General features: G+C 69.4%; 16 protein-coding genes and 1 riboswitch. Of the genes, 5 read left to right on the top strand and 11 right to left on the bottom strand.

Annotated elements, in window-relative coordinates:
- Positions 1-23: 23 nt before the first annotated feature.
- The 8 genes from parC to L3N39_RS03380 form a co-directional block, all read right to left on the bottom strand.
- Entirely contained in the window at positions 24-2273 is a 2250-nt protein-coding gene (gene parC / locus L3N39_RS03415; protein ID WP_237255789.1) for a DNA topoisomerase IV subunit A, read from the bottom strand.
- Positions 2270-2797 carry a retropepsin-like aspartic protease family protein gene (locus tag L3N39_RS03410; RefSeq protein ID WP_237255788.1) on the bottom strand — a complete coding sequence of 176 codons (528 nt, stop codon included), beginning with the start codon at positions 2795-2797 and terminating at the stop codon, positions 2270-2272. The genes parC and L3N39_RS03410 overlap by 4 nt, the downstream gene beginning before the upstream one ends.
- Positions 2794-3777, bottom strand: a complete 984-nt coding sequence (locus tag L3N39_RS03405; protein ID WP_431977995.1) for an esterase-like activity of phytase family protein — start codon at positions 3775-3777, stop codon at positions 2794-2796. Before L3N39_RS03405 ends, L3N39_RS03410 begins: the two co-directional genes overlap by 4 nt.
- A complete protein-coding gene (gene parE / locus L3N39_RS03400) occupies positions 3774-5660 on the bottom strand; it encodes a DNA topoisomerase IV subunit B (protein ID WP_237255787.1) in 1887 nt (628 codons plus the stop codon). The genes L3N39_RS03405 and parE overlap by 4 nt, the downstream gene beginning before the upstream one ends.
- Positions 5661-5677: 17 nt before the next feature.
- On the bottom strand, positions 5678-6295 hold the full coding sequence (locus L3N39_RS03395; RefSeq protein WP_237255786.1) for a YqiA/YcfP family alpha/beta fold hydrolase: 618 nt from the start codon (positions 6293-6295) through the stop codon (positions 5678-5680).
- Positions 6296-6391: 96 nt separating this feature from the next.
- On the bottom strand, positions 6392-7207 hold the full coding sequence (gene cpdA / locus L3N39_RS03390) for a 3',5'-cyclic-AMP phosphodiesterase (RefSeq protein ID WP_237255785.1): 816 nt from the start codon (positions 7205-7207) through the stop codon (positions 6392-6394).
- Positions 7208-7321: 114 nt separating this feature from the next.
- The gene (locus L3N39_RS03385; RefSeq protein ID WP_237255954.1) at positions 7322-7768 is read right to left on the bottom strand and encodes a DUF1249 domain-containing protein; all 447 of its coding nucleotides are present in this window, start codon (positions 7766-7768) and stop codon (positions 7322-7324) included.
- Entirely contained in the window at positions 7765-8382 is a 618-nt protein-coding gene (locus L3N39_RS03380; protein ID WP_237255784.1) for an NUDIX domain-containing protein, read from the bottom strand. The genes L3N39_RS03385 and L3N39_RS03380 overlap by 4 nt, the downstream gene beginning before the upstream one ends.
- Before the next feature lie 195 nt (positions 8383-8577).
- Between L3N39_RS03380 and L3N39_RS03375 the strand changes: the two genes are divergently transcribed.
- A complete protein-coding gene (locus L3N39_RS03375; RefSeq protein WP_237255783.1) occupies positions 8578-9321 on the top strand; it encodes an RsiV family protein in 744 nt (247 codons plus the stop codon).
- A gap of 126 nt (positions 9322-9447) precedes the next feature.
- Here L3N39_RS03375 and thiC read toward each other — a convergent pair whose 3' ends face one another.
- Positions 9448-11331, bottom strand: coding sequence for a phosphomethylpyrimidine synthase ThiC (thiC, locus tag L3N39_RS03370; RefSeq protein WP_237255782.1), 1884 nt, complete (start codon positions 11329-11331; stop codon positions 9448-9450).
- A 96-nt stretch (positions 11332-11427) separates the two neighbouring features.
- Positions 11428-11534, bottom strand: a riboswitch (TPP riboswitch).
- Between the two features lie 172 nt (positions 11535-11706).
- Between thiC and L3N39_RS03365 the strand changes: the two genes are divergently transcribed.
- Entirely contained in the window at positions 11707-13164 is a 1458-nt protein-coding gene (locus tag L3N39_RS03365) for a TolC family outer membrane protein (RefSeq protein WP_237255781.1), read from the top strand.
- A gap of 181 nt (positions 13165-13345) precedes the next feature.
- On the opposite strand, the gene waaA is transcribed toward L3N39_RS03365, so the two are convergent.
- Entirely contained in the window at positions 13346-14617 is a 1272-nt protein-coding gene (gene waaA, locus L3N39_RS03360; protein ID WP_237255780.1) for a lipid IV(A) 3-deoxy-D-manno-octulosonic acid transferase, read from the bottom strand.
- Positions 14618-14787: 170 nt separating this feature from the next.
- Between waaA and L3N39_RS03355 the strand changes: the two genes are divergently transcribed.
- The 3 genes from L3N39_RS03355 to L3N39_RS03345 are packed head-to-tail and all read left to right on the top strand — an operon-like array spanning position 14788 to position 17703.
- Positions 14788-15960 carry an NAD(P)/FAD-dependent oxidoreductase gene (locus tag L3N39_RS03355; protein WP_237255779.1) on the top strand — a complete coding sequence of 391 codons (1173 nt, stop codon included), beginning with the start codon at positions 14788-14790 and terminating at the stop codon, positions 15958-15960.
- The gene (locus L3N39_RS03350; protein ID WP_237255778.1) at positions 15957-16772 is read left to right on the top strand and encodes an aldo/keto reductase; all 816 of its coding nucleotides are present in this window, start codon (positions 15957-15959) and stop codon (positions 16770-16772) included. Before L3N39_RS03355 ends, L3N39_RS03350 begins: the two co-directional genes overlap by 4 nt.
- A gap of 37 nt (positions 16773-16809) precedes the next feature.
- On the top strand, positions 16810-17703 hold the full coding sequence (locus L3N39_RS03345) for a metal ABC transporter ATPase (protein ID WP_237255777.1): 894 nt from the start codon (positions 16810-16812) through the stop codon (positions 17701-17703).
- Positions 17704-17730: 27 nt separating this feature from the next.
- Here L3N39_RS03345 and hldE read toward each other — a convergent pair whose 3' ends face one another.
- Positions 17731-19152 (bottom strand): bifunctional D-glycero-beta-D-manno-heptose-7-phosphate kinase/D-glycero-beta-D-manno-heptose 1-phosphate adenylyltransferase HldE, encoded by a 1422-nt coding sequence (hldE, locus tag L3N39_RS03340; RefSeq protein WP_237255776.1) that lies wholly within the window; start codon positions 19150-19152, stop codon positions 17731-17733.
- Positions 19153-19201: the final 49 nt, after the last annotated feature.

Below are 19201 nucleotides of genomic sequence, written 5' to 3'. Positions count from 1 at the left end.
GCGCGAATTTTGCTCAGATTGCGTCAGACTTCCACCCGCAGCGTCTCGACGCGCTGGAAACCGCGCGGCAACTTGTTGCCCCGCCGGCCGCGCTCGCCCTTGTAGTGCTCGAGGTCCTCGGCCCTGAGCGAGAGGGTGCGCTTACCGGCTTGCAGCACCAGGGTGGCGCCGGCCGGCAGCACCGCCAGGTCGACCAGGTATTCCTCGCGGCTGGCCACGCGCTCGCCGGGGATGCCGATGATCTTGTTGCCCTTGCCCTTGGCCAGCTGCGGCAGGTCGCGCACCGGGAACACCAGCAGGCGGCCCTCGGTGGTCACCGCGGCCAGCCAGTCCTCGTCGCGGCTGGCCAGCGGCCGCGGCGCCAGCACCCGCGCACCACTGGGCAGCGAAAGCAGCGCCTTGCCGGCCTTGTTCTTGGCCTGCAGGTCGTCGCCCTTGACCACGAAGCCGTAGCCGGCGTCCGAAGCGAGCACGTAGAGCGCCTCGTCGTCGGGCAGCAGCACGCATTCGAAGCTCGCCCCCGGCGGCGGCGTCAGGCGGCCGGTGAGCGGCTCGCCCTGGCCACGCGCGGAGGGCAGCGAGTGGGCGGCCAGCGAGTAGCTGCGCCCGCTGCTGTCGATGAATACCGCGTACTGGTTCGAGCGCCCGGCGGCGGCGGCCTTGAAGCCGTCGCCGGCCTTGTAGGAGAGCCCGGTCGCATCGATGTCGTGGCCCTTGGCGCAGCGCGCCCAGCCCTTCTCGGAGATCACCACGGTGACCGGCTCGGACGGCAGCAGCTCGTTTTCCGACAGGGCACGCGCCTCGGCACGCTCGACGATCGGCGAGCGCCGGGCATCGCCATAGGTCTCGGCGTCCTCGAGCAGTTCCTTGCGCACCAGCCTTTTCAGCTTGGCGTCACTGCAGAGCAGCGCCAGCAGGCGCTCGCGCTCCTTGGCCAGCTCGTCCTGCTCACCGCGGATCTTCATTTCCTCGAGCCGCGCCAGCTGGCGCAGGCGGGTGTCGAGGATGTAGTCGGCCTGCAGCTCGGAGAGTTCGAAGCGCGCCATCAGCACCGGCTTGGGCTGGTCCTCGGTGCGGATGATGTGGATCACCTCGTCGAGGTTGAGGAAGGCGACCAGCAGGCCTTCCAACAGGTGCAGGCGCTTCTCGACCTTGTCCAGGCGGTACTGCAGGCGGCGGCGCACGGTGCCGACGCGATAGGTCAGCCATTCGGCGAGCAGGACCTTGAGGTTCTTCACCTGCGGCCGGCCATCGAGACCGATGACGTTGGTGTTGACCCGGTAGGAGCTTTCCAGGTCGGTGGTGGCGAACAGGTGCTGCATCAGCTCGTCGGCATTGACCCGGTTCGAGCGCGGGATGATGACGATGCGGCAGGGATTCTCGTGATCGGACTCGTCGCGCAGGTCGGCGACCATCGGCAGCTTCTTGGCCTGCATCTGCGCGGCGATCTGCTCGAGCACCTTGGCGCCGGAGACCTGGTGCGGCAGCGCAGTGACCACCACGTCGCCATCCTCGACGCGATAAACCGCGCGCATGCGCACCGAGCCACGGCCGCTCTCGTACATCTTCAGCAGGTCGGCGCGCGGCGTGACGACTTCCGCCTCGGTGGGGAAATCCGGCCCGAGGATGTGCTCGCACAGCTGCTCGACGCTGGCGTTCGGCTCGTCGAGCAGGCGCACGCAGGCGGCGGCCACTTCGCGCAGGTTGTGCGGCGGCACGTCGGTGGCCATGCCCACGGCGATGCCGGTGGTGCCGTTCAGCAACAGGTTGGGCAGCCGCGCCGGCAGCGTTGCCGGCTCCTCGAGGGTGCCATCGAAGTTCGGCACCCAGTCCACCGTGCCCTGGCCGAGCTCGGACAGCAGCACCTCGGAATAGCGCGACAGGCGCGCCTCGGTGTAGCGCATCGCGGCGAATGACTTGGGATCGTCCGGCGCGCCCCAGTTGCCCTGGCCGTCGACCAGCGTGTAGCGGTAGCTGAACGGCTGCGCCATCAGCACCATGGCCTCGTAGCAGGCGCTGTCGCCGTGCGGGTGGAACTTGCCGAGCACGTCGCCGACGGTACGCGCCGACTTCTTGTGCTTGGCGTCGGCCGACAGCCCCAGTTCGCTCATGGCGTAGACGATGCGTCGCTGCACCGGCTTCAGGCCGTCGCCGATATGCGGCAGCGCGCGATCCATGATCACGTACATGGAGTAGTTGAGGTAGGCCTGTTCGGTGAACTCGGCGAGGGAGCGGCGCTCCACGCCTTCCAGGCTCAAGAGGGATTCGCTCATGGTCGATCCGTGGCAGGTTGGCGCAGCACCAGGGTGCCGGCGCGCTGGGTGAATTCGAGTTGTTTCAGGGCGCTCATGCCGAGCAGGATCTGCTCGCTGAGAAAGCCCGGCGCGACGATGGCGCGCACGTTGTGCAGGACGATGTCGCCGAGTTCCAGCCGCGCCAGGCGCGTGCGGTAGCCGGTGCTCGGGCCGTTGGCGGTCTGCAGCATGACCGGCGCACCACGCTCCAGGCCCAGGCGCTTGGCCAGTTCGATCGGCACCGCGACATCGGTCGCGCCGGTGTCGAGCAGGAAGGTCACGCGTTCACCGTTGATGCGCCCGTCGGCGACGAAGTGGCCACTGGCATTGCCGGCCAGCTGCACCTCGACGTGCCCGCCCTCGACGCGCGAGAGCGGCTCGCGGTTGGGGTTGAAGCGGTTGTCCTCCCAGTCGGCAAAAAAGCGCGTGGCCAGGAACAGCCCCGCGCCCCAGGCCAGCACCAGCATGACCCGCCCGGCCCGCCGCCCCACGCTCTGCGTCAAGGCCGGGCTCCCCAGCCGCCGGGCGGCGCGGCGAAGCGCCAGACCACCGGGCGCTGCTCGCCATCGGCGCGGGCCTGGCCATTGTTGTCCACGCCGACCCAGGCGCCCTCGGCATCCACCGACAGCGCCTCGGCATTGCCGAATGGCGTGGCATAGCGGCGTGTCTCGGCCAGCGCGGTGGCCGCGTAGGACCAGCAGCGCTCGCTGGTGCCACTGCCGAGGTTGCGCCGGCAGATGCGATGGGCATTGGGCTCCAGGCTGTACAGCGCGCCGTCATGGTAGGCCAGGTCGGTGAAGCTGCGCGGCAGTGGCGCGCTGCCCAGCGCCGGCGGCGGCAACTCGCTGCCGCCCTCGGCCAGCAGCACGCAACCGCCGCTGCAGTGGAAGCTGTTCTGCTTGCGATGCAGCACCAGCAAGCCGCGGCGCTCGCGCTCGGCGGCCAGCCACAGGCCCTTCGCCTCGGGGTCCACAGCGATGCCTTCGAACATCGCATTGAAGGTCAGCAGCATGCCGCTGGCCCGCGCCTGGCGCACCAGCGCCTCGGGCAGTACCAACCATTTTGCCGAGCCGGCCGGGGTCAGCTGCAGCACGCCGGCATGCGCCTCGCTGGCCAGGTAGCGGTTGCCCAGCGCATCGCAGGCCAGGCCTTCGAAGTCCATCTCGCCGCCGCGCACCGCGGCACTGGCCAGCACGCGCATGCGCATGCCCCAGGGCAGCCCGCTGTCGTTGACCGCCGGCAGCTCGAACTGCTCGGCCTCGGCGCGCCAGGGCGTGCCGCGGGTATCCAGCCGGTAGAGCCGGTCGTCCTCGCGGTCGGACACCGCCCACAGGCCGTCGCCGCACCAGGCCAGGCCGGACAGGTTGCCCGCCGCCATGCCCTCGACCGCCTGTTCCGCGACCAGTTGCAGCTCGGCGGTTTGCGCCTGCGCCAGCCAGGGCGCGCAGGCCAGTCCCATGGCGATCAGCCAGCCGCGCATCAGGCCAGCACCTCGGCCAGGTTGCCCTTGCTTTCCAGCCAGTTCTTGCGGTCGCCGGCGCGCTTCTTGGCCAGCAGCATGTCCATGATCTCGCGGGTGCCGTCGAAATCGTCGAGGGTCAGTTGCACCAGCCGGCGGGTGTTCGGGTCCATGGTGGTCTCGCGCAGCTGCAGCGGGTTCATCTCGCCGAGGCCCTTGAAGCGGGTGACCTGCGGCTTGCCGCGCTTCTTCTCCGCGGCCAGCCGCTCGAGGATGCCGTCGCGCTCGGCCTCGTCGAGGGCGTAGTAGATTTCCTTGCCCAGGTCGACGCGGTACAGCGGCGGCATCGCGACATAGACGTGCCCGGCCTCGACCAACGGGCGGAAGTGGCGCACGAACAGCGCGCAGAGCAGCGTGGCGATGTGCAGGCCGTCGGAGTCGGCGTCGGCGAGGATGCAGATCTTGCCGTAGCGCAGCTGGCCGAGGTCGTGGGCGCCGGGGTCGACGCCGATGGCCACGGCGATATCGTGCACCTCCTGGCTGGCCAGCACCTCGCCGCCGTCGACTTCCCAGGTGTTCAGGATCTTGCCGCGCAGCGGCATGATCGCCTGGAACTCCTTGTCGCGCGCCTGCTTTGCGCTGCCGCCGGCCGAGTCGCCCTCGACCAGGAACAGCTCGGCGCGCATCGGGTCCTGGCCGGCGCAGTCGGCCAGCTTGCCGGGCAGCGCCGGGCCCTGGGTGATCTTCTTGCGCTCGACCTTCTTGCCGGCCTTGAGCCGCCGCCCGGCGTTGCTGATGGCCAGTTCGGCGAGCTGCAGGCCGAGCTCGGGGTGGGCATTGAGCCAGAGGCTGAAGGCGTCCTTGACCACGCCGGAGACGAAGGCCGCGGCCTCGCGCGAGGACAGCCGTTCCTTGGTCTGGCCGGAGAACTGCGGTTCCTGCATCTTCATCGAGAGGACGAAGGCGATGCGCTCCCAGACGTCCTCTGGCGCCAGCTTGACGCCGCGCGGCAGCAGGTTGCGGAACTCGCAAAACTCGCGCATGGCGTCCAGCAGGCCCTGGCGCAGGCCATTGACGTGGGTGCCGCCCTGCGCCGTGGGAATCAGGTTGACATAGCTTTCCTGCACCGCGTCGCCGCCCTCGGGCAGCCACAGCAGCGCCCAGTCGACCGCCTCGCGGGTGCCGGACAGGCTGCCGGTGAAGGGCTCGTCAGGCAGGCGGGCGAACTCGCTGACCGCATCGGTAAGGTAGGAGCGCAGGCCGTCCTCGTAATGCCACTCGACGCGCTCGCCGCTGGCCTTGTCCTCGAAGCTGACCGCCAGCCCCGGGCAGAGCACGGCCTTGGCCTTGAGCACGTGCTTGAGGCGGCTGACGGAGAACTTCGGCGAATCGAAATACTTGGCGTCCGGCCAGAAATGCACGCTGGTCCCGGTGTTGCGCCGGCCGACGCTGCCGACGACCTCCAGCTCGCTGGCCTTGAAGCCGTCGGCGAAGCTCATGCGGTATTCGCTACCGTCGCGCCTGACGCTGACCACCACCCGCGTCGACAGCGCGTTGACCACCGAGATACCGACGCCGTGCAGGCCGCCGGAGAACTGGTAGTTCTTGTTGGAGAACTTGCCGCCGGCATGCAGCTTGGTGAGGATCAGCTCGACCCCGGAGACGCCCTCCTCGGGGTGGATGTCCACCGGCATGCCACGGCCGTCGTCGATCACCTCCAGCGAGTTGTCCGCGTGCAGGATCACCTGTACCGAGCGCGCATGGCCGGCCAGCGCCTCGTCGACGCTGTTGTCGATGACTTCCTGCGCCAGGTGGTTGGGCCGTGCGGTGTCGGTGTACATGCCCGGGCGCTTGCGCACCGGATCGAGCCCGGAGAGGACTTCAATGGCTTCTGCGTTGTAGGACATGGGGTCTTCTACGGTCCTTACGAATCGGAAAAATCGGTGCCGAGCCAGCGCTCCGGCGCAACCCCGGCGAAGGCCAGCAGCGCCGGCAGTCGCTCGGCGAAGCCCTGGAAGCCGTGGTCGCCGCCGGCCTGGATGCGCAGCGCGCAGCCCTTGTAGAAATCCGCGGCGCGGCGGTAGTCGAGGGTCTCGTCACCCGTCTGCAGCCAGACCTGGTAGCGCGCCGGGTCGGCCGGCGGCGCGGTCTCCAGCTCGGCCAGCGCGGCGACATGATCATGCGTCAGCTCCCAGACCTCGCCGCTGTAGAGATTGGTCTGCGGGCCCAGGTAGCCGTCGAACAGGCGATGCGGCAGCACCGCCGGATTGATCAGCAGCGCCTTGAGGCCGTGGCGCTCGGCCAGGTGGGTCGCATAGTAGCCGCCGAGGGAACTGCCGACCAGAAGCGGTCGGCCGAGCTCGGCGATCGCCTGCTCGAGCTGGACGATCGCCTGGCGCGGATGGTGGTGCAGCGCCGGCACGCGCAGCTGCTGGCCAAGACCCAGGCGCTGCATGGCCGCCGCCAGCTGGCTGGCCTTCTGCGAACGCGGCGAGCTGTTCAGACCGTGGATGTAGAGGACGGCAGGTTGGGCGCGGGTCATTGGGATCGTGGGCCGAAGTGGACAGGGAAGGCTACAAGGCCCGGCCCGCCTGTCGCAAGCCGGACGCCTGGCGCGGCGGCCGGCGGTACGTCGCGCTCAGTAGCCCTTGACGCTGTAGTCGACCTCGAAGTCGATGCCGCTGACGCGCGACACGCCGGTCTCGAGACGGCCATCGGCGAGCAGCCGCAGCCAGCGGTAACCGGGGGCGCGGGTATCGACCTGGAAGTCTTCGCTGCCGGGGGCGAACTGCACGCCGGTCGAGGGCGAGGCCAGCAGCCGGACGCCGGCGCGCCAGCCGTCGAACTCCTGGTGGATGTGCCCCCAGAGCAGCGCCCGCACGTTGGCATGGCGGTCGAGCACCTCGAACAGGGCGTCGGCATTGTGCAGTCCGATGCGATCCATCCAGCGGCTGCCGATGGACACCGGGTGGTGATGCAGGCAGATCAGGTGGTGGCGCTCGGGCGCCTGCGCCAGGGTCGCGTCAAGAAGCGCCAGCTGCGCATCGGCCAGCCGACCGAACACGGCGCCAGGCACCAGCGTGTCGAGCAGCAGCACGCGCCAGGGCCCGGCCTCGACCAGCGGCTCCAGCAGCCGCGCCGGCTCGGCCACTTCGCGCATCGCCGGCAGCTCGTCGTGGTTGCCCGGGCACCAGCGGGCGGGCGCGCCAAGGCGTGCCGACTGCTCGCGGAAGCACTGGTAGGAGGCGACGGAGCCGTCCTGCGAGAGATCGCCGGTGGCCAGCACCAGGTCGATGGCCGGTTGCTCGGCCAGCACCAGGTCGATGACCTTGCTCAGGCTGTCGCGCGTATCGAGGCCCAGCAGCCGGCCGTCCGCCTCGGCGAACAGATGGCTGTCGGTGATCTGCACCAGCAGCGCCGACACTTCGGTGTTTTCAAGGGGTGCGCCCGGCAAGACCCTTCTCCTCGAACGGAATCGCCTGAAATTATGGTGGCCAGCCCGGTGCAGGGTAAACCACGGGTTTGGTGCCTCGGTCACAGAACCGCGCGCTGCCCGGCCGGCGGGCCTCTAGACCACCGGTGCCAGCTCGTGGCCGCAGGCCAGGCAGTGGCTCAGCCATTCGCCGAGGAACAGGTTCAGCTGGCTCTTCTCGTCCGGCTGGTGCATCTGCGCGTTGGGGTAGGTGTAGATGCTGCGAAAGCGCCGGGCGTTTTCCGCGCGCACCACCTCGGCCATGCGCGCATCGTGGTAGACGCGCACCTCCATCTTCGGCACCGGCAACCAGCTCAGGCAGTGCTCCTGGCTGACCTGCACCGTGGTGGTATAGGGGCAGCTCTCGAGCACCTCGAGCACCAGCACGCCGAGCGACAGCTCGCCCTGGCTGAGGGCGATGCGGCGTGGCTCGCTGCCCGCGCGCATGCCCGGCAGCAGGCGCATCAGGCGCAGGTAGTTGGCCTCGCAGGCGGCCTGCAGCTCGAGCAGGTCGACCCGGTAGCGCTCGCGCAGCAACCTCATGACCATGCCCCCCTCACCTCGTCGCGATTGAGCGCCAGCCACTGCAGGGCGATGATGCTCGCCGCGTTGTCGATGCGCCCGTCGCGCACCGCCTGCAGGGCGCGTTCGAGCGACCAGACATGCACGCGAATGTCCTCGCCCTCCTCGGGCAGGCCGAACACGCCGCCGGCCGTGGCGCTGTCGCAACGCGCCACATAGAGGTGGACCTGCTCGTCGCTGCCGCCGGGCGAGGGGAAGTAGCGCGTCACCGGCCACAGCTCGCCGAGGGTCAGCCCGGCCTCCTCCATCGCCTCGCGGCGCGCCACGTCCTCGGGCTGCTCGTCCTTGTCGATCAGCCCGGCCACCAGTTCGATCAGCCAGGGATTGCCGGCCTTGCCCAGGGCGCCGACGCGGAACTGCTCGATCAGCACCACGGCATCGGCCTGCGGGTCGTAGGGCAGCACGCAGACGGCATCGTGCCGCACGAACAGCTCGCGGCTCAGCTCGGCGCCCATGCCGCCGGCGAACAGCCGGTGGCGCAGGTGCAGGCGCTCCAGGCGGTAGAACCCGCTGAAGCATTGCTCTCGCCGGAGGATCTGGACATCATCCGGGCCGGGTTCGAAGGTTTCGCTCATTACTGCTCACTTTTGGTTGAAATGGCGCCACGCAGGCCCCCGCTCGGGTAACAGCGTCGCAGCCATGCTAGCGTGCCTGCCGCGCATGTGCAGCCTCGGCCCGACAAGGCGGGCGGCCGCCCCACCCGTCACCGCCGCGACGAACTTCACCCGCTGCCGGCACTCGAATCGGCACCCGTATCGATAGGCAATTCCATGAAGCGTTCCCCCTCCCTCGCCCCGTTCCTGCGCGCCGGCCTGCTGCTGGCGCCGCTGCTGCTCGCCGGCTGCCAGCACGGCTGGCTCGACCCGCGCCTGGAGCCGACCCGCAAGGTCACCGAGCTACGGCCGGCGGGCTGCGAGGGGGAACAGTGCCCGCTGGTGAACATCGACCTGCAGCGCTTCGAGCTGCCGGCGCTCGACGAACTGGTCGACCGACGGCTGCGCCAGATGACCCTCAACGCGCCGGACGACCGCCTGCCGGCCACGCTCGACGCCTACCAGGCCGAGTTCCTCGCCCGCGCCGAACCCGGTTGGGCCAGCTACCTGCAGGCGAAGCTGCGCGAACAGCACGACGGGCTGCTGGTGGTCGAGCTGTCCAGCTATCTCTACACCGGCGGTGCCCACGGCATGCCGGGGCGCGGCTTCATCAACTTCGCTCGCGAGCAGAACCGCGCCGTCGAGCTGCAGGACATGCTGGTGCCCGGCAAGGAAGGCGCCTTTTGGCGGCTGGCCGAGCAGGCCCACTGGCGCTGGCTCGGCGAGAACGGCCTGGCGCGCGATGCACAGTTCCTCGAGCAATGGCCGTTTCGCGAGACAGGCCACGTCGCCCTGCTCGAGAGCGGCGTACTGCTCAAGTACGACGTCTATGCCATCGCGCCCTACTCCTACGGGCACCCCGAGCTGATCATCGGCTACGACCAGCTCGAGGGCATCCTGCGCGAGCGCTATCGTCCCTGAAAGCGGGCGGGGGCGGCTGCCCTGCGGCAACCGCCCCCGCTGATGCACGCGTGGATGGCAGAACCCATCCACGCTTAGGGGACCTGGCGCATCGGCCAGGCCCCCTCGCCGGTCGCACCTGGTCGGTCACACCTGACGGTAGATCACCGAACCTTCCTCGCGGAAGCGCTCGGCCTGCTCCTTGAAGCCCGCCTCGATGGCCTTCTGCTCCTCGGTCAGCCCGTTCTCGGCGGCGTAGTCGCGCACCTCCTGGGTGATCTTCATCGAGCAGAACTTCGGCCCGCACATCGAGCAGAAGTGCGCCACCTTCGCCGACTCCTTCGGCAGGGTCTCGTCGTGGAAGGCACGCGCGGTGTCCGGGTCGAGGCCGAGGTTGAACTGGTCTTCCCAGCGGAACTCGAAGCGCGCCTTGGACAGGGCGTTATCGCGGATCTGCGCACCCGGGTGGCCCTTGGCAAGATCCGCGGCGTGGGCAGCGATCTTGTAGGTGATGATGCCGGTCTTCACGTCATCCTTGTTCGGCAGGCCGAGGTGCTCCTTCGGCGTGACGTAGCAGAGCATGGCGCAGCCGAACCAGCCGATCATCGCCGCGCCGATGCCGCTGGTGATGTGGTCGTAGCCGGGCGCGATGTCGGTGGTCAGCGGGCCGAGGGTGTAGAACGGCGCCTCGTCGCAGCATTCGAGCTGCTTGTCCATGTTCTCCTTGATCATGTGCATCGGCACGTGGCCGGGGCCTTCGATCATGGTCTGCACGTCGTGCTTCCAGGCGATCTTGGTCAGTTCGCCGAGGGTTTCCAGCTCGCCGAACTGCGCGGCGTCGTTGGCGTCGGCGATCGAGCCCGGGCGCAGGCCGTCGCCCAGCGAGAAGCTGACGTCGTAGGCCTTCATGATTTCGCAGATTTCCTCGAAGTGGGTGTAGAGGAAATTCTCCTGGTGATGCGCCAGGCACCACTTGGCCATGATCGAGCCGCCGCGGCTGACGATTCCGGTGACCCGCTTGGCGGTCAGCGGCACATAGCGCAGCAAGACGCCGGCGTGGATGGTGAAGTAGTCCACGCCCTGCTCGGCCTGCTCGACCAGGGTGTCGCGGAACAGCTCCCAGGTCAGGTCCTCGGCGATGCCACCGACCTTTTCCAGCGCCTGGTAGATCGGCACGGTGCCGATCGGCACCGGCGAGTTGCGGATGATCCACTCGCGGGTTTCGTGGATGTGCTTGCCGGTGGACAGGTCCATCACCGTGTCCGAGCCCCAGCGGATGCCCCAGGTCAGCTTGGCCACTTCTTCCTCGATGGAGGAACCCAGCGCCGAGTTGCCGATGTTGCCGTTGATCTTCACCAGGAAGTTGCGGCCGATGATCATCGGCTCCAGCTCCACGTGGTTGATGTTGGCCGGGATGATGGCGCGGCCGCGGGCGATTTCCTGGCGCACGAACTCGGGGGTGATCTCCTTGGGAATCGCCGCGCCGAAGCTCTGGCCCTGGTGCTGGGCGTCGAGCAGGCCGGCCTCGCGGGCTTCGGCGAGCTTCATGTTCTCGCGGATGGCGACGTATTCCATCTCGGGGGTGATGATGCCCTTCTTCGCGTAGTGCATCTGGCTGACGTTCTGCCCGGCCTTGGCCCGGCGCGGGTTGCGCACGTGGGCGAAGCGCATGGCGGCCAGCTCGGCGTCGTTCAGCCGGCGGTTGCCGAACTCGGAGGACAGCCCCGGCAGCTTCTCGGTATCGCCACGCTCCTCGATCCAGGCGCTGCGCACGTCGGCCAGGCCCTGGCGCACGTCGATGGTGACGTTCGGGTCGGTGTAGGGGCCGGAGGTGTCGTAGACGGTCACCGGCGCGTTGATCTCGCCGCCGAAGGCGGTGGGGGTCACGTCCAGGCTGATCTCGCGCATCGGCACGCGGATATCGGGCCGCGAACCCTGCACGTAGACCTTCTGCGAACGCGGGAAGGGTTGAATGGACTGCTGGTCGACCTGGGCGCTTTCGCTCAGATTCTTGTTGCTTTGCACGCTCATCGGCTTCTCCTGGGGAATGTCGGAGCGAACCTGAGCAGCACGGTGGGTCAAGGCAGCGGGATGCCGCGGTGGCGGCCAGAGACTCGCCGGAACCGCGGGCGAGGACATCTTGTTCCCTACGCAGGCCTTAACCTGATCAGGTTCAACGGGATCCGGAATCGTCCGATCTCAGCCCACCACGCTGGGCACCCCGACAAGAACGCGTCGAGTCTAGACGAGAGCGATGGCGAACACCATCGACCGGCGGTCAGGTCGGCGACCGACGGGTCATTTTTCGGCCGCGATCTGCGCCGAAACAACGCCCGCGCGGCCGCCTTGACCCCCACCGGCACGGCGCTTAGCCTTCGCGCAACGACGGACTCCGAGGACGGACCCATGCTGCGCAGACTTCCCCTGGCTATCGCCCTGGCCACCCTGGCCGGCGCAGCGCTCGCGGCCGAAGCCGACCAGGCCCTGGCCGCCCGGACCGACCTGATCGGCGTCTACCAGCAGGCGGTGAACAACAACGCGGATCTCGCCGCGGCGCGCGCGCAGTTCCAGGCCAGCCGGGAGGTGGTGCCACAGGCCCGCGCCGGCCTGCTGCCCAACCTCAGCGCCGGTGCCGAGCTGAACGACAGCGAAACGGACGTCGACACCAGCCTCGGCAATCACAACCTTTCGCGCAGCGGCACGCTGTACCAGGCCGTGCTCAGCCAGCCGCTGTTCCGCGCCGACCGCTGGTTCCAGCTCAAGGCCGCCCAGGCGCTGAGCGAACAGGCGGCGCTGCAGTATTCGCTGGCCGAGCAGGACCTGATCCTGCAGAGCGCCCAGGCCTACTTCTCGGTGCTGCGCGCGCAGGACAACCTGGCCACCATCAAGGCCGAGGAGGCCGCGTTCAAGCGCCAGCTGGACCAGGCCAACGAGCGCTTCGACGTCGGCCTGTCGGATCGTACCGACGTGCTCGAGGCCCAGGCCGGCTATGACACCGCGCGGGCCAACCGCATGCTCGCCCAGCGCCAGGTGGACGATGCCTTCCAGGCGCTGTACACCCTGACCAACCGCGACTACCGCTCGCTCGAAGGCATCGAGCACAGCCTGCCGGTGCTGCCGCCGGTGCCCAACGATGCCGGCGCCTGGGTCGACACCGCCACCCGGCAGAACCTCAACCTGCTGGCCGCCGCCCAGGCGGTGGACGCCTCCGAGCAGACCCTGCGCCAGCGCCGCGCCGGCCATGCCCCGACCCTCGATGCGGTGGCTTCCTACCGCAGGGGCGACAACGATGCGCTGGGCTTCAGCAACAGCGGCATGGCCGATGCCCTGCCGAACTTCCCGCGCTACAACGGCGATGTCGAGCAACGCAGCATCGGCCTGCAGCTGAACATCCCGCTCTACAGCGGCGGCCTGACCAGCTCGCAGACCCGCGAGGCCTACCATCGCTTGGACCAGACCGAGCAGCAGCGCGAAAGCCTGCGCCGCCAGGTGGTCGAGGCCACCCGCAACCTGCACCGGGCAGTGAACACCGACATCGAGCAGGTCCAGGCGCGGCGCCAGTCGATCGTCTCCAACCAGAGCGCGCTGGAGGCCACCGAGATCGGCTACCAGGTCGGCACGCGCAACATCGTCGACGTGCTCGACACCCAGCGCCGGCTGTATGCCGCAGTGCGCAACTACAACGACGCCCGCTACGACTACATCCTCGACACCCTGCGGCTGAAGCAGGCCGCCGGCACCCTGAGCCCCGACGACCTTGCCGAACTGTCCGGCTACCTCAAGCCCGACTACGACCCGGACCGCGACTTCCTGCCACCGGACCTGTCGCAGAGCGTCGGCCAGCCGGTGCGGGTGGATTATTGAGGCAGGGCCTGCGGTGGTTCGCTTGAACCGCGATTGAGTGGGCTGAAGCCCACCCTACCAGCCGAACCGGCAATCAACGCCTTGGTGCGGCAGGGTGGGCCGCAAGGCGTGGGTGGGCTTCAGCCCACCAGACATCCCCGAGCACCCCAGCCGTTCACAGGCTCGTTCAACCGCCAGGCCGCTAGCGGCCAAGCAAGCGCTCCAGTTCTGCCAGCAGGCGCTGCAGCGCGCCCTGGTTGGCCTTGAGCACGCCCAGCCCGGCGTCATGCATGCCTTGTGCGGCAGCCACATCGCGCCAGAGCTCGCCAACCGCGCTCGCCAGTTGCTCGGCATCCTCTACTTCGCGCAGGGCGCCGGCCTCGCGCAGTTGCGCGGCGATCTCGAGAAAGTTGAACAGGTGCGGGCCGCTGAGCACCGGCTTGCCCAGCGCCGCCGGCTCCAGCAGGTTGTGCCCGCCGTTGGGCACCAGGCTGCCGCCGACGAAGGCCACGTCGGCCAGGGCATAGAGAAACAGCAACTCGCCCATGGTGTCGCCGACCAGCACCTGGGTCGTGGCCTGGACGGCCTCGCCGGTCGAGCGCCGCACGGCAGCCAGCCCTTCGCGGCGACAGCGTTCGAATACCGAGGCAAAGCGCTCCGGGTGTCGCGGCACCAGGATCAGCAGCGCGTCGGGATAGCTCGCCAGCAGCCTGCGCTGCGCCGCCAGGACGATCTCGTCCTCGCCGAGATGGGTGCTCGCCGCGATCCACAGCGGGCGATCCTGCGCCTGCCATTGGCCGCGCAGTTGCGCGGCGCGTGGCGGCAGCGCCGGGTCGATGCTCAGGTCGAACTTGATCGAGCCGGTCACTTCGACGCACTCGGCGCGGGCACCGAGCTGGCGGAAGCGCGCGGCTTCGGCCTCGGTCTGCACGGCGATCAGATCCAGCTCGGCCAGCATCGGCGCGGTCAGCCCGGCGAAACGTCCATAACCGCGCGCCGAGCGTTCGGACAACCGCGCGTTGGCCAGCGCCACCGGCACTCCGCGACGGGCGCACTGGTGGATATGGTTGGGCCACAGCTCGGTCTCCATCACCACTGCCAGCCTCGGCTGCAGGCGGTCGAGAAAGCGCGCCGCCGCCCAAGGCAGGTCGTAAGGCAGGTAGCAGTGCTGCACGCTGTCGCCGAACAGTGCGCGAATGCGCTCGGAGCCGGTCGGCGTCATGCAGGTCACGGTGATCGGCAACTCGGGATAGCACGCCATCAGCGCGCGGATCATCGGCGCCGCGGCGATGCTTTCACCCACCGACACCGCATGCACCCAGATGCCGCCGGGGCGCAGCGGTGGCAGGCCGAGGGCCAGGCGCTCGCCGATACGGCGGCGATAGGCCGGCGCCCGTCGCCCGCGCCAGAACAGGCGCAGCAGGATCAGCGGCAGGCCGAGATGAAACAGCAGGGTATAGAGGGTCCGGTTCATGGCGGCGCAGTTTACGCGAAAGCGCCGTGCTGCAAGCGATGGTCGCGCCGGCACCCGGGCGGCGCGGCGCCGCAGCGCTACCCCGGGCCAGCCACCAGGCGCGTTCAGGCTTATGCCCCAGCGCGCCGCGGGCCTTATACTCCCCGCCTGTTCAACTGCGAGGCTTGGCCATGCCCGAAGGCATCAGCACTGACATCCTCATCGTCGGCGGCGGTGTCGCCGGCCTCTGGCTCAACGCACGCCTGCGCCGGCTGGGCTATTCCACGCTGCTGGTGGACAAGGGCACGCTGGGCGGCGGGCAGAGCGTGAAATCCCAGGGGATCATCCACGGCGGCACCAAGTACGCACTGCAGGGTGCGCTGACCGGCGCCTCCGAGGCGATCGCCGATATGCCGCGGCGGTGGCGTGAGGCGCTCGAAGGCGCTGGCGAGCTCGACCTGACCGGCGTACGGCTGCTCTCCGATGCCCATTACCTATGGTCACCGGGCACCTTGGCCGGCAACCTCACCAGCTTCTTCGCCAGCAAGGCGGTGCGCTCGCGGGTCGGCCAGGTCAAGGGCGACGAGCTGCCGCCGGCGCTGCAGCATCCCCGCTTCAAGGGCAAGGTCTACCGCCTGGCCGAGCTGGTGCTGGACGTGCCCAGCCTGATCGCACGGCTAGCCGAGCTGGCCGGCGACAGCCTGCTGGCCGGCCGGCAGATCGAGCCGCTGCTCGAACATGGCGAGCTGGCTGGCCTGCGCATCGACGGCCGCGCGGTCCGTGCCCAGCGCATCGTCTTCAGCGCCGGCGGCGGCACCGCCGAACTGCTCGCCGCGCTCGGCCTGCAGCAACCGGCGATGCAACGTCGCCCGCTGCACATGGTGCTGGTCAAGGCATCGACCCTGAAGCCGCTCTACGCCCACTGCCTGGGTGGCGGACCGAAGCCGCGCATCACCGTCACCAGCCACCCCACCGCCGATGGCCAGTGGCTGTGGTACCTCGGCGGCGAGCTGGCCGAGGCGGCCGGCGTGGCGCGCGACGAGGCGGGCCAGATCGCCGCGGCGAAAAAGGAGCTGGCCGAGTTGGTGCCCTGGATCGATTTGACCGAGGCCAAGTGGGCAACCCTGCGCATCGACCGCGCGGAACCCGCCCAGTCTGCCCTGGCGCGCCCGGACAACGCCTTCCTCGCCGAGCAGGGTCGCCTGCTGGTGGGCTGGCCGACCAAGCTCGCGCTGTCGCCCGACTTCGCCGATCGCATCGAGGCAGCACTGACCCGCGACGGCATCCGCCCGGCCACGCATCCACCGCTGCCGGACCTGCCGCGGCCCGCGGTGACCGGTCCGTTCTGGGAGGGCCTGCTGTGACCCTCGCCACCCTGCACGCGCACCACCGCCCGCTGGGCAGCACCGGCCTGCTGGTTTCACCGCTGGGCCTGGGTACGGTCAAGCTCGGTCGCGACCAGGGCGTCAAGTACCCCAGCGGCTTTCGCATTCCGGACGACAGCGCCGCCCGTGCGCTGCTCGCCCAGGCCCGCGAGCTGGGCATCAACCTGATCGATACCGCGCCGGCCTACGGCGTCAGCGAGGAGCGCCTCGGCCCGCTGCTCGCCGGGCAGCGCGACGCCTGGGTGATCGTCAGCAAGGTCGGCGAGGAGTTCGACAACGGCCAGTCGCGCTTCGACTTCTCCGCCGCGCATACCCGCCAGTCGGTCGAACGCAGCCTGCGCCGGTTGCAGACCGATCGTCTCGAGGTGGTGCTGGTTCATTCCGACGGCCACGATGTCGAGGCCCTGCAGCAGGGCGTCTACGAAACGCTTGCCGAGCTCAAGCGCGAGGGCAAGATCCTCGCCTACGGGCTCTCCGGCAAGACCGTCGAAGGCGGCCTGCTGGCGCTGGAGAGCGGCGACTGCGCCATGGTCACCTACAACCTCAACGAACAGGGCGAGAAGCCGGTGCTCGACTATGCGGCGCGCCACGGCAAGGGCATCCTGATCAAGAAGGCCCTGGCCAGCGGCCACGTCTGCCTCGCGGCAGGGGAGGATCCGGTGCGCAAGAGCTTCGAGCTGATCTTCGGCCATCCGGGCACCAGCAGCGCCATCATCGGCACCATCAACCCGGTACACCTGGCGCACAACGTCGGTACCGCGGCCGCGGTGCTGGATCGAAGCAAAGACTGACGCCGCCCGGCGGCCACCCGCGACGAGGTAATCGCCGATGCCCCAGACCCTGGTCCGCAAGAACCCCACCGCGTTCAAGACGCTGCCGCTGTTCGTCGAGGCCAGCCCGGAGGGGCTCAGCTACCAGAGCGTCGGCCGCGCGCTGAACTTCGGCGAGGTGCTGCGGCGGCGCCGGCCGATCGAGGTCGGCAACCCGACCCGCTTCGCCAGCGAACTGGCCAACCTCGGGGTTTCGGTGCGCCTGACCCTGCGCTGGCAGGGGCGCGCCTTCTGGGTGCTGGTGCGCCAGCAACGCGAGGACCGCGGCGACGTGGTGCTCAAGCTGATCTCCGGCTACGTACCGGCCCACGAGCTGAACCTGCCGTTGCTCACCGCAGTGCAGGAAATCGCCGAGGAATGCCTGCTGGAAACGGCGGAGGGCTGGCTCGCCGGGCGCTTCGGCGATACCTGGCTGCCGACCCCCTACGACAGCTCGCTCGACTACCTGGAGACCGAGCACTTCCACCTCTCGCCGCTGACCGGCGCCGCGCGGCCGGTGCGCTGCGGCAGCCAGCCGCTGGTCGAGCGGCCGCGCGCCTACGTGCACCTGCCCACCGCCTCGCTGCAGCTGGTCTACGACATGTGCCTGGAAGTCCCCGAGCGGGCGACGCAGCTGAGCCTGTACCACGTCGACGAACGCCTGGAGAAAGGCCAGCTGGTCGCGCGCCTCGATCGCGAACGGCCTGACCTCTACCTGATCCCGCTGCACCAGGGCGAACCGGAGAACGAGCTGTTGCAGTTGCGGGCCGGCCGGCTGGCGCCGGTCGGCACCGGCGATCTCTGGCTGTCGGAGAGTTTTGCCCGCGCCGATGGCTGGCTGGTGCGCGACGAGCGCATCCACTGGAACGACTGGTGGGCAGCGAAGCCCACCGCCAATACGCGGCGGGGCTGAGGCAGCGCCGCGCAGCGGCGCGGTCGGTCAGGCCTTGCGGATCTTGTCGACGATCGCCGTGGTGGAGCTGTTCTCCACCAGGCCGAGCACACGCACCTCGCCGCCATGGGCACGGACGAGGTCGGCACCGACCACCTGGTCGACACCATAGTCGCCGCCCTTGACCAGCACGTCCGGGCGCACCTGGGCCAGCAGGCGCTCGGGGGTGTCCTCGGCGAAGCACACCACCCAGTCCACCGCCCCCAGGCCGGCGAGCACCGCCATGCGCCGGTCCACCGAATTGATCGGCCGCCCCGGGCCCTTGAGGCGGGCGACCGAGGCGTCGTCGTTGACCGCGACGATCAGGCGGTCGCCCTGGGCGCGGGCCTGCTCGAGGTAGGTCACGTGGCCGGCATGCAGGATGTCGAAGCAGCCATTGGTGAAGACGATCTTCTCGCCCTGGGCGCGCGCGTCCTCAACGGCCATCAGCAGCTGCTCGACGGTCATCACGCCGCGCTCGGAACCTGCCTCGCGCTGCACCGCACGCCGCAGCTCCGGTGCGCTGATGCACGCGGTGCCCAGCTTGCCGACCACGATGCCGGCGGCCAGGTTCGACAGCGCCACCGCCTGCGGCAGCTCCTCGCCCGCCGCCAGCGCCGCCGCCAGGGTGGAAATCACGGTGTCGCCGGCGCCGGTGACGTCGAACACCTCGCGCGCGCGCGCCGGCAGGTGCAGCGGCGAATGCCCGGGGCGCAGCAGGGTCATGCCATGTTCGCCGCGGGTCACCAGCAGCGCCCCGAGGTCCAGTTCGCGCATCAGCGCCGCGCCCTTGGCGACCAGCTCGCCTTCATCGGCACAATGCCCGACGATCGCCTCGAACTCGCCGAGGTTCGGCGTGATCAGCGAGGCGCCGCGGTAGATCTCGAAGTCCTTGCCCTTGGGGTCGGCCAGCACCGGGATGTTGCGCTGGCGCGCCGCCTGGATCAGCGCCTGGTGGTTCTTCAGCGCGCCCTTGCCGTAGTCCGACAGCACCAGCACCTTGACGCCCGCGAGCAGCGCCTCGACCTCGGCCAGAATCGCCGCCGCATCGGTCTCGAAGGGCTCCTCGAAGTCCATGCGCAGCAGCTGCTGGTGGCGGCTCATCACGCGCAGCTTGACGATGGTCGGCTGATGCTCGATGCGCTGGAAGTGCGCCTGCACGCCGGCCGCCGCCAGGCTGTCGGCCAGGCTCTGGCGCGCCTCGTCCTCGCCGGTCACGCCGACCAGCGCCACCGGGGCACCGAGGGCGGCGATATTCAGCGCCACGTTGGCCGCGCCACCGGGGCGGTCCTCGATCTGCTCGACCTTGACCACCGGCACCGGCGCCTCCGGCGAGATGCGCGAGGTCGCGCCATGCCAGTAGCGATCGAGCATGACGTCACCCACCACCAGGACGGGGGCGCGGTCGAAACGGGGCATGGACAGCTTCATGAGGGGCTCCGGCGGGCAGGAAAACGCCGCGGATCATAGCATGGCGGCC

Source organism: Pseudomonas oligotrophica (genome assembly GCF_021726475.1).
Lineage (GTDB): Bacteria > Pseudomonadota > Gammaproteobacteria > Pseudomonadales > Pseudomonadaceae > Stutzerimonas > Stutzerimonas oligotrophica.
Note: the sequence above shows the minus strand (reverse complement) of the source record. Positions and strands in the feature narration are given on the sequence as shown.

Excerpts from the sequence above, each read along its gene's own strand:
- L3N39_RS03395 (WP_237255786.1), bottom strand. The coding sequence starts at position 6,295 with ATGACCCGCGCCCAACCTGCCGTCCTCTACATCCACGGTCTGAACAGC.
- L3N39_RS03355 (WP_237255779.1), top strand. The coding sequence starts at position 14,788 with ATGCCCGAAGGCATCAGCACTGACATCCTCATCGTCGGCGGCGGTGTC.
- thiC (WP_237255782.1), bottom strand. The coding sequence starts at position 11,331 with ATGAGCGTGCAAAGCAACAAGAATCTGAGCGAAAGCGCCCAGGTCGAC.
- L3N39_RS03375 (WP_237255783.1), top strand. The coding sequence starts at position 8,578 with ATGAAGCGTTCCCCCTCCCTCGCCCCGTTCCTGCGCGCCGGCCTGCTG.
- hldE (WP_237255776.1), bottom strand. The coding sequence starts at position 19,152 with ATGAAGCTGTCCATGCCCCGTTTCGACCGCGCCCCCGTCCTGGTGGTG.
- L3N39_RS03365 (WP_237255781.1), top strand. The coding sequence starts at position 11,707 with ATGCTGCGCAGACTTCCCCTGGCTATCGCCCTGGCCACCCTGGCCGGC.
- L3N39_RS03385 (WP_237255954.1), bottom strand. The coding sequence starts at position 7,768 with ATGAGGTTGCTGCGCGAGCGCTACCGGGTCGACCTGCTCGAGCTGCAG.
- waaA (WP_237255780.1), bottom strand. The coding sequence starts at position 14,617 with ATGAACCGGACCCTCTATACCCTGCTGTTTCATCTCGGCCTGCCGCTG.
- L3N39_RS03345 (WP_237255777.1), top strand. The coding sequence starts at position 16,810 with ATGCCCCAGACCCTGGTCCGCAAGAACCCCACCGCGTTCAAGACGCTG.
- L3N39_RS03380 (WP_237255784.1), bottom strand. The coding sequence starts at position 8,382 with ATGAGCGAAACCTTCGAACCCGGCCCGGATGATGTCCAGATCCTCCGG.
- parE (WP_237255787.1), bottom strand. The coding sequence starts at position 5,660 with ATGTCCTACAACGCAGAAGCCATTGAAGTCCTCTCCGGGCTCGATCCG.
- parC (WP_237255789.1), bottom strand. The coding sequence starts at position 2,273 with ATGAGCGAATCCCTCTTGAGCCTGGAAGGCGTGGAGCGCCGCTCCCTC.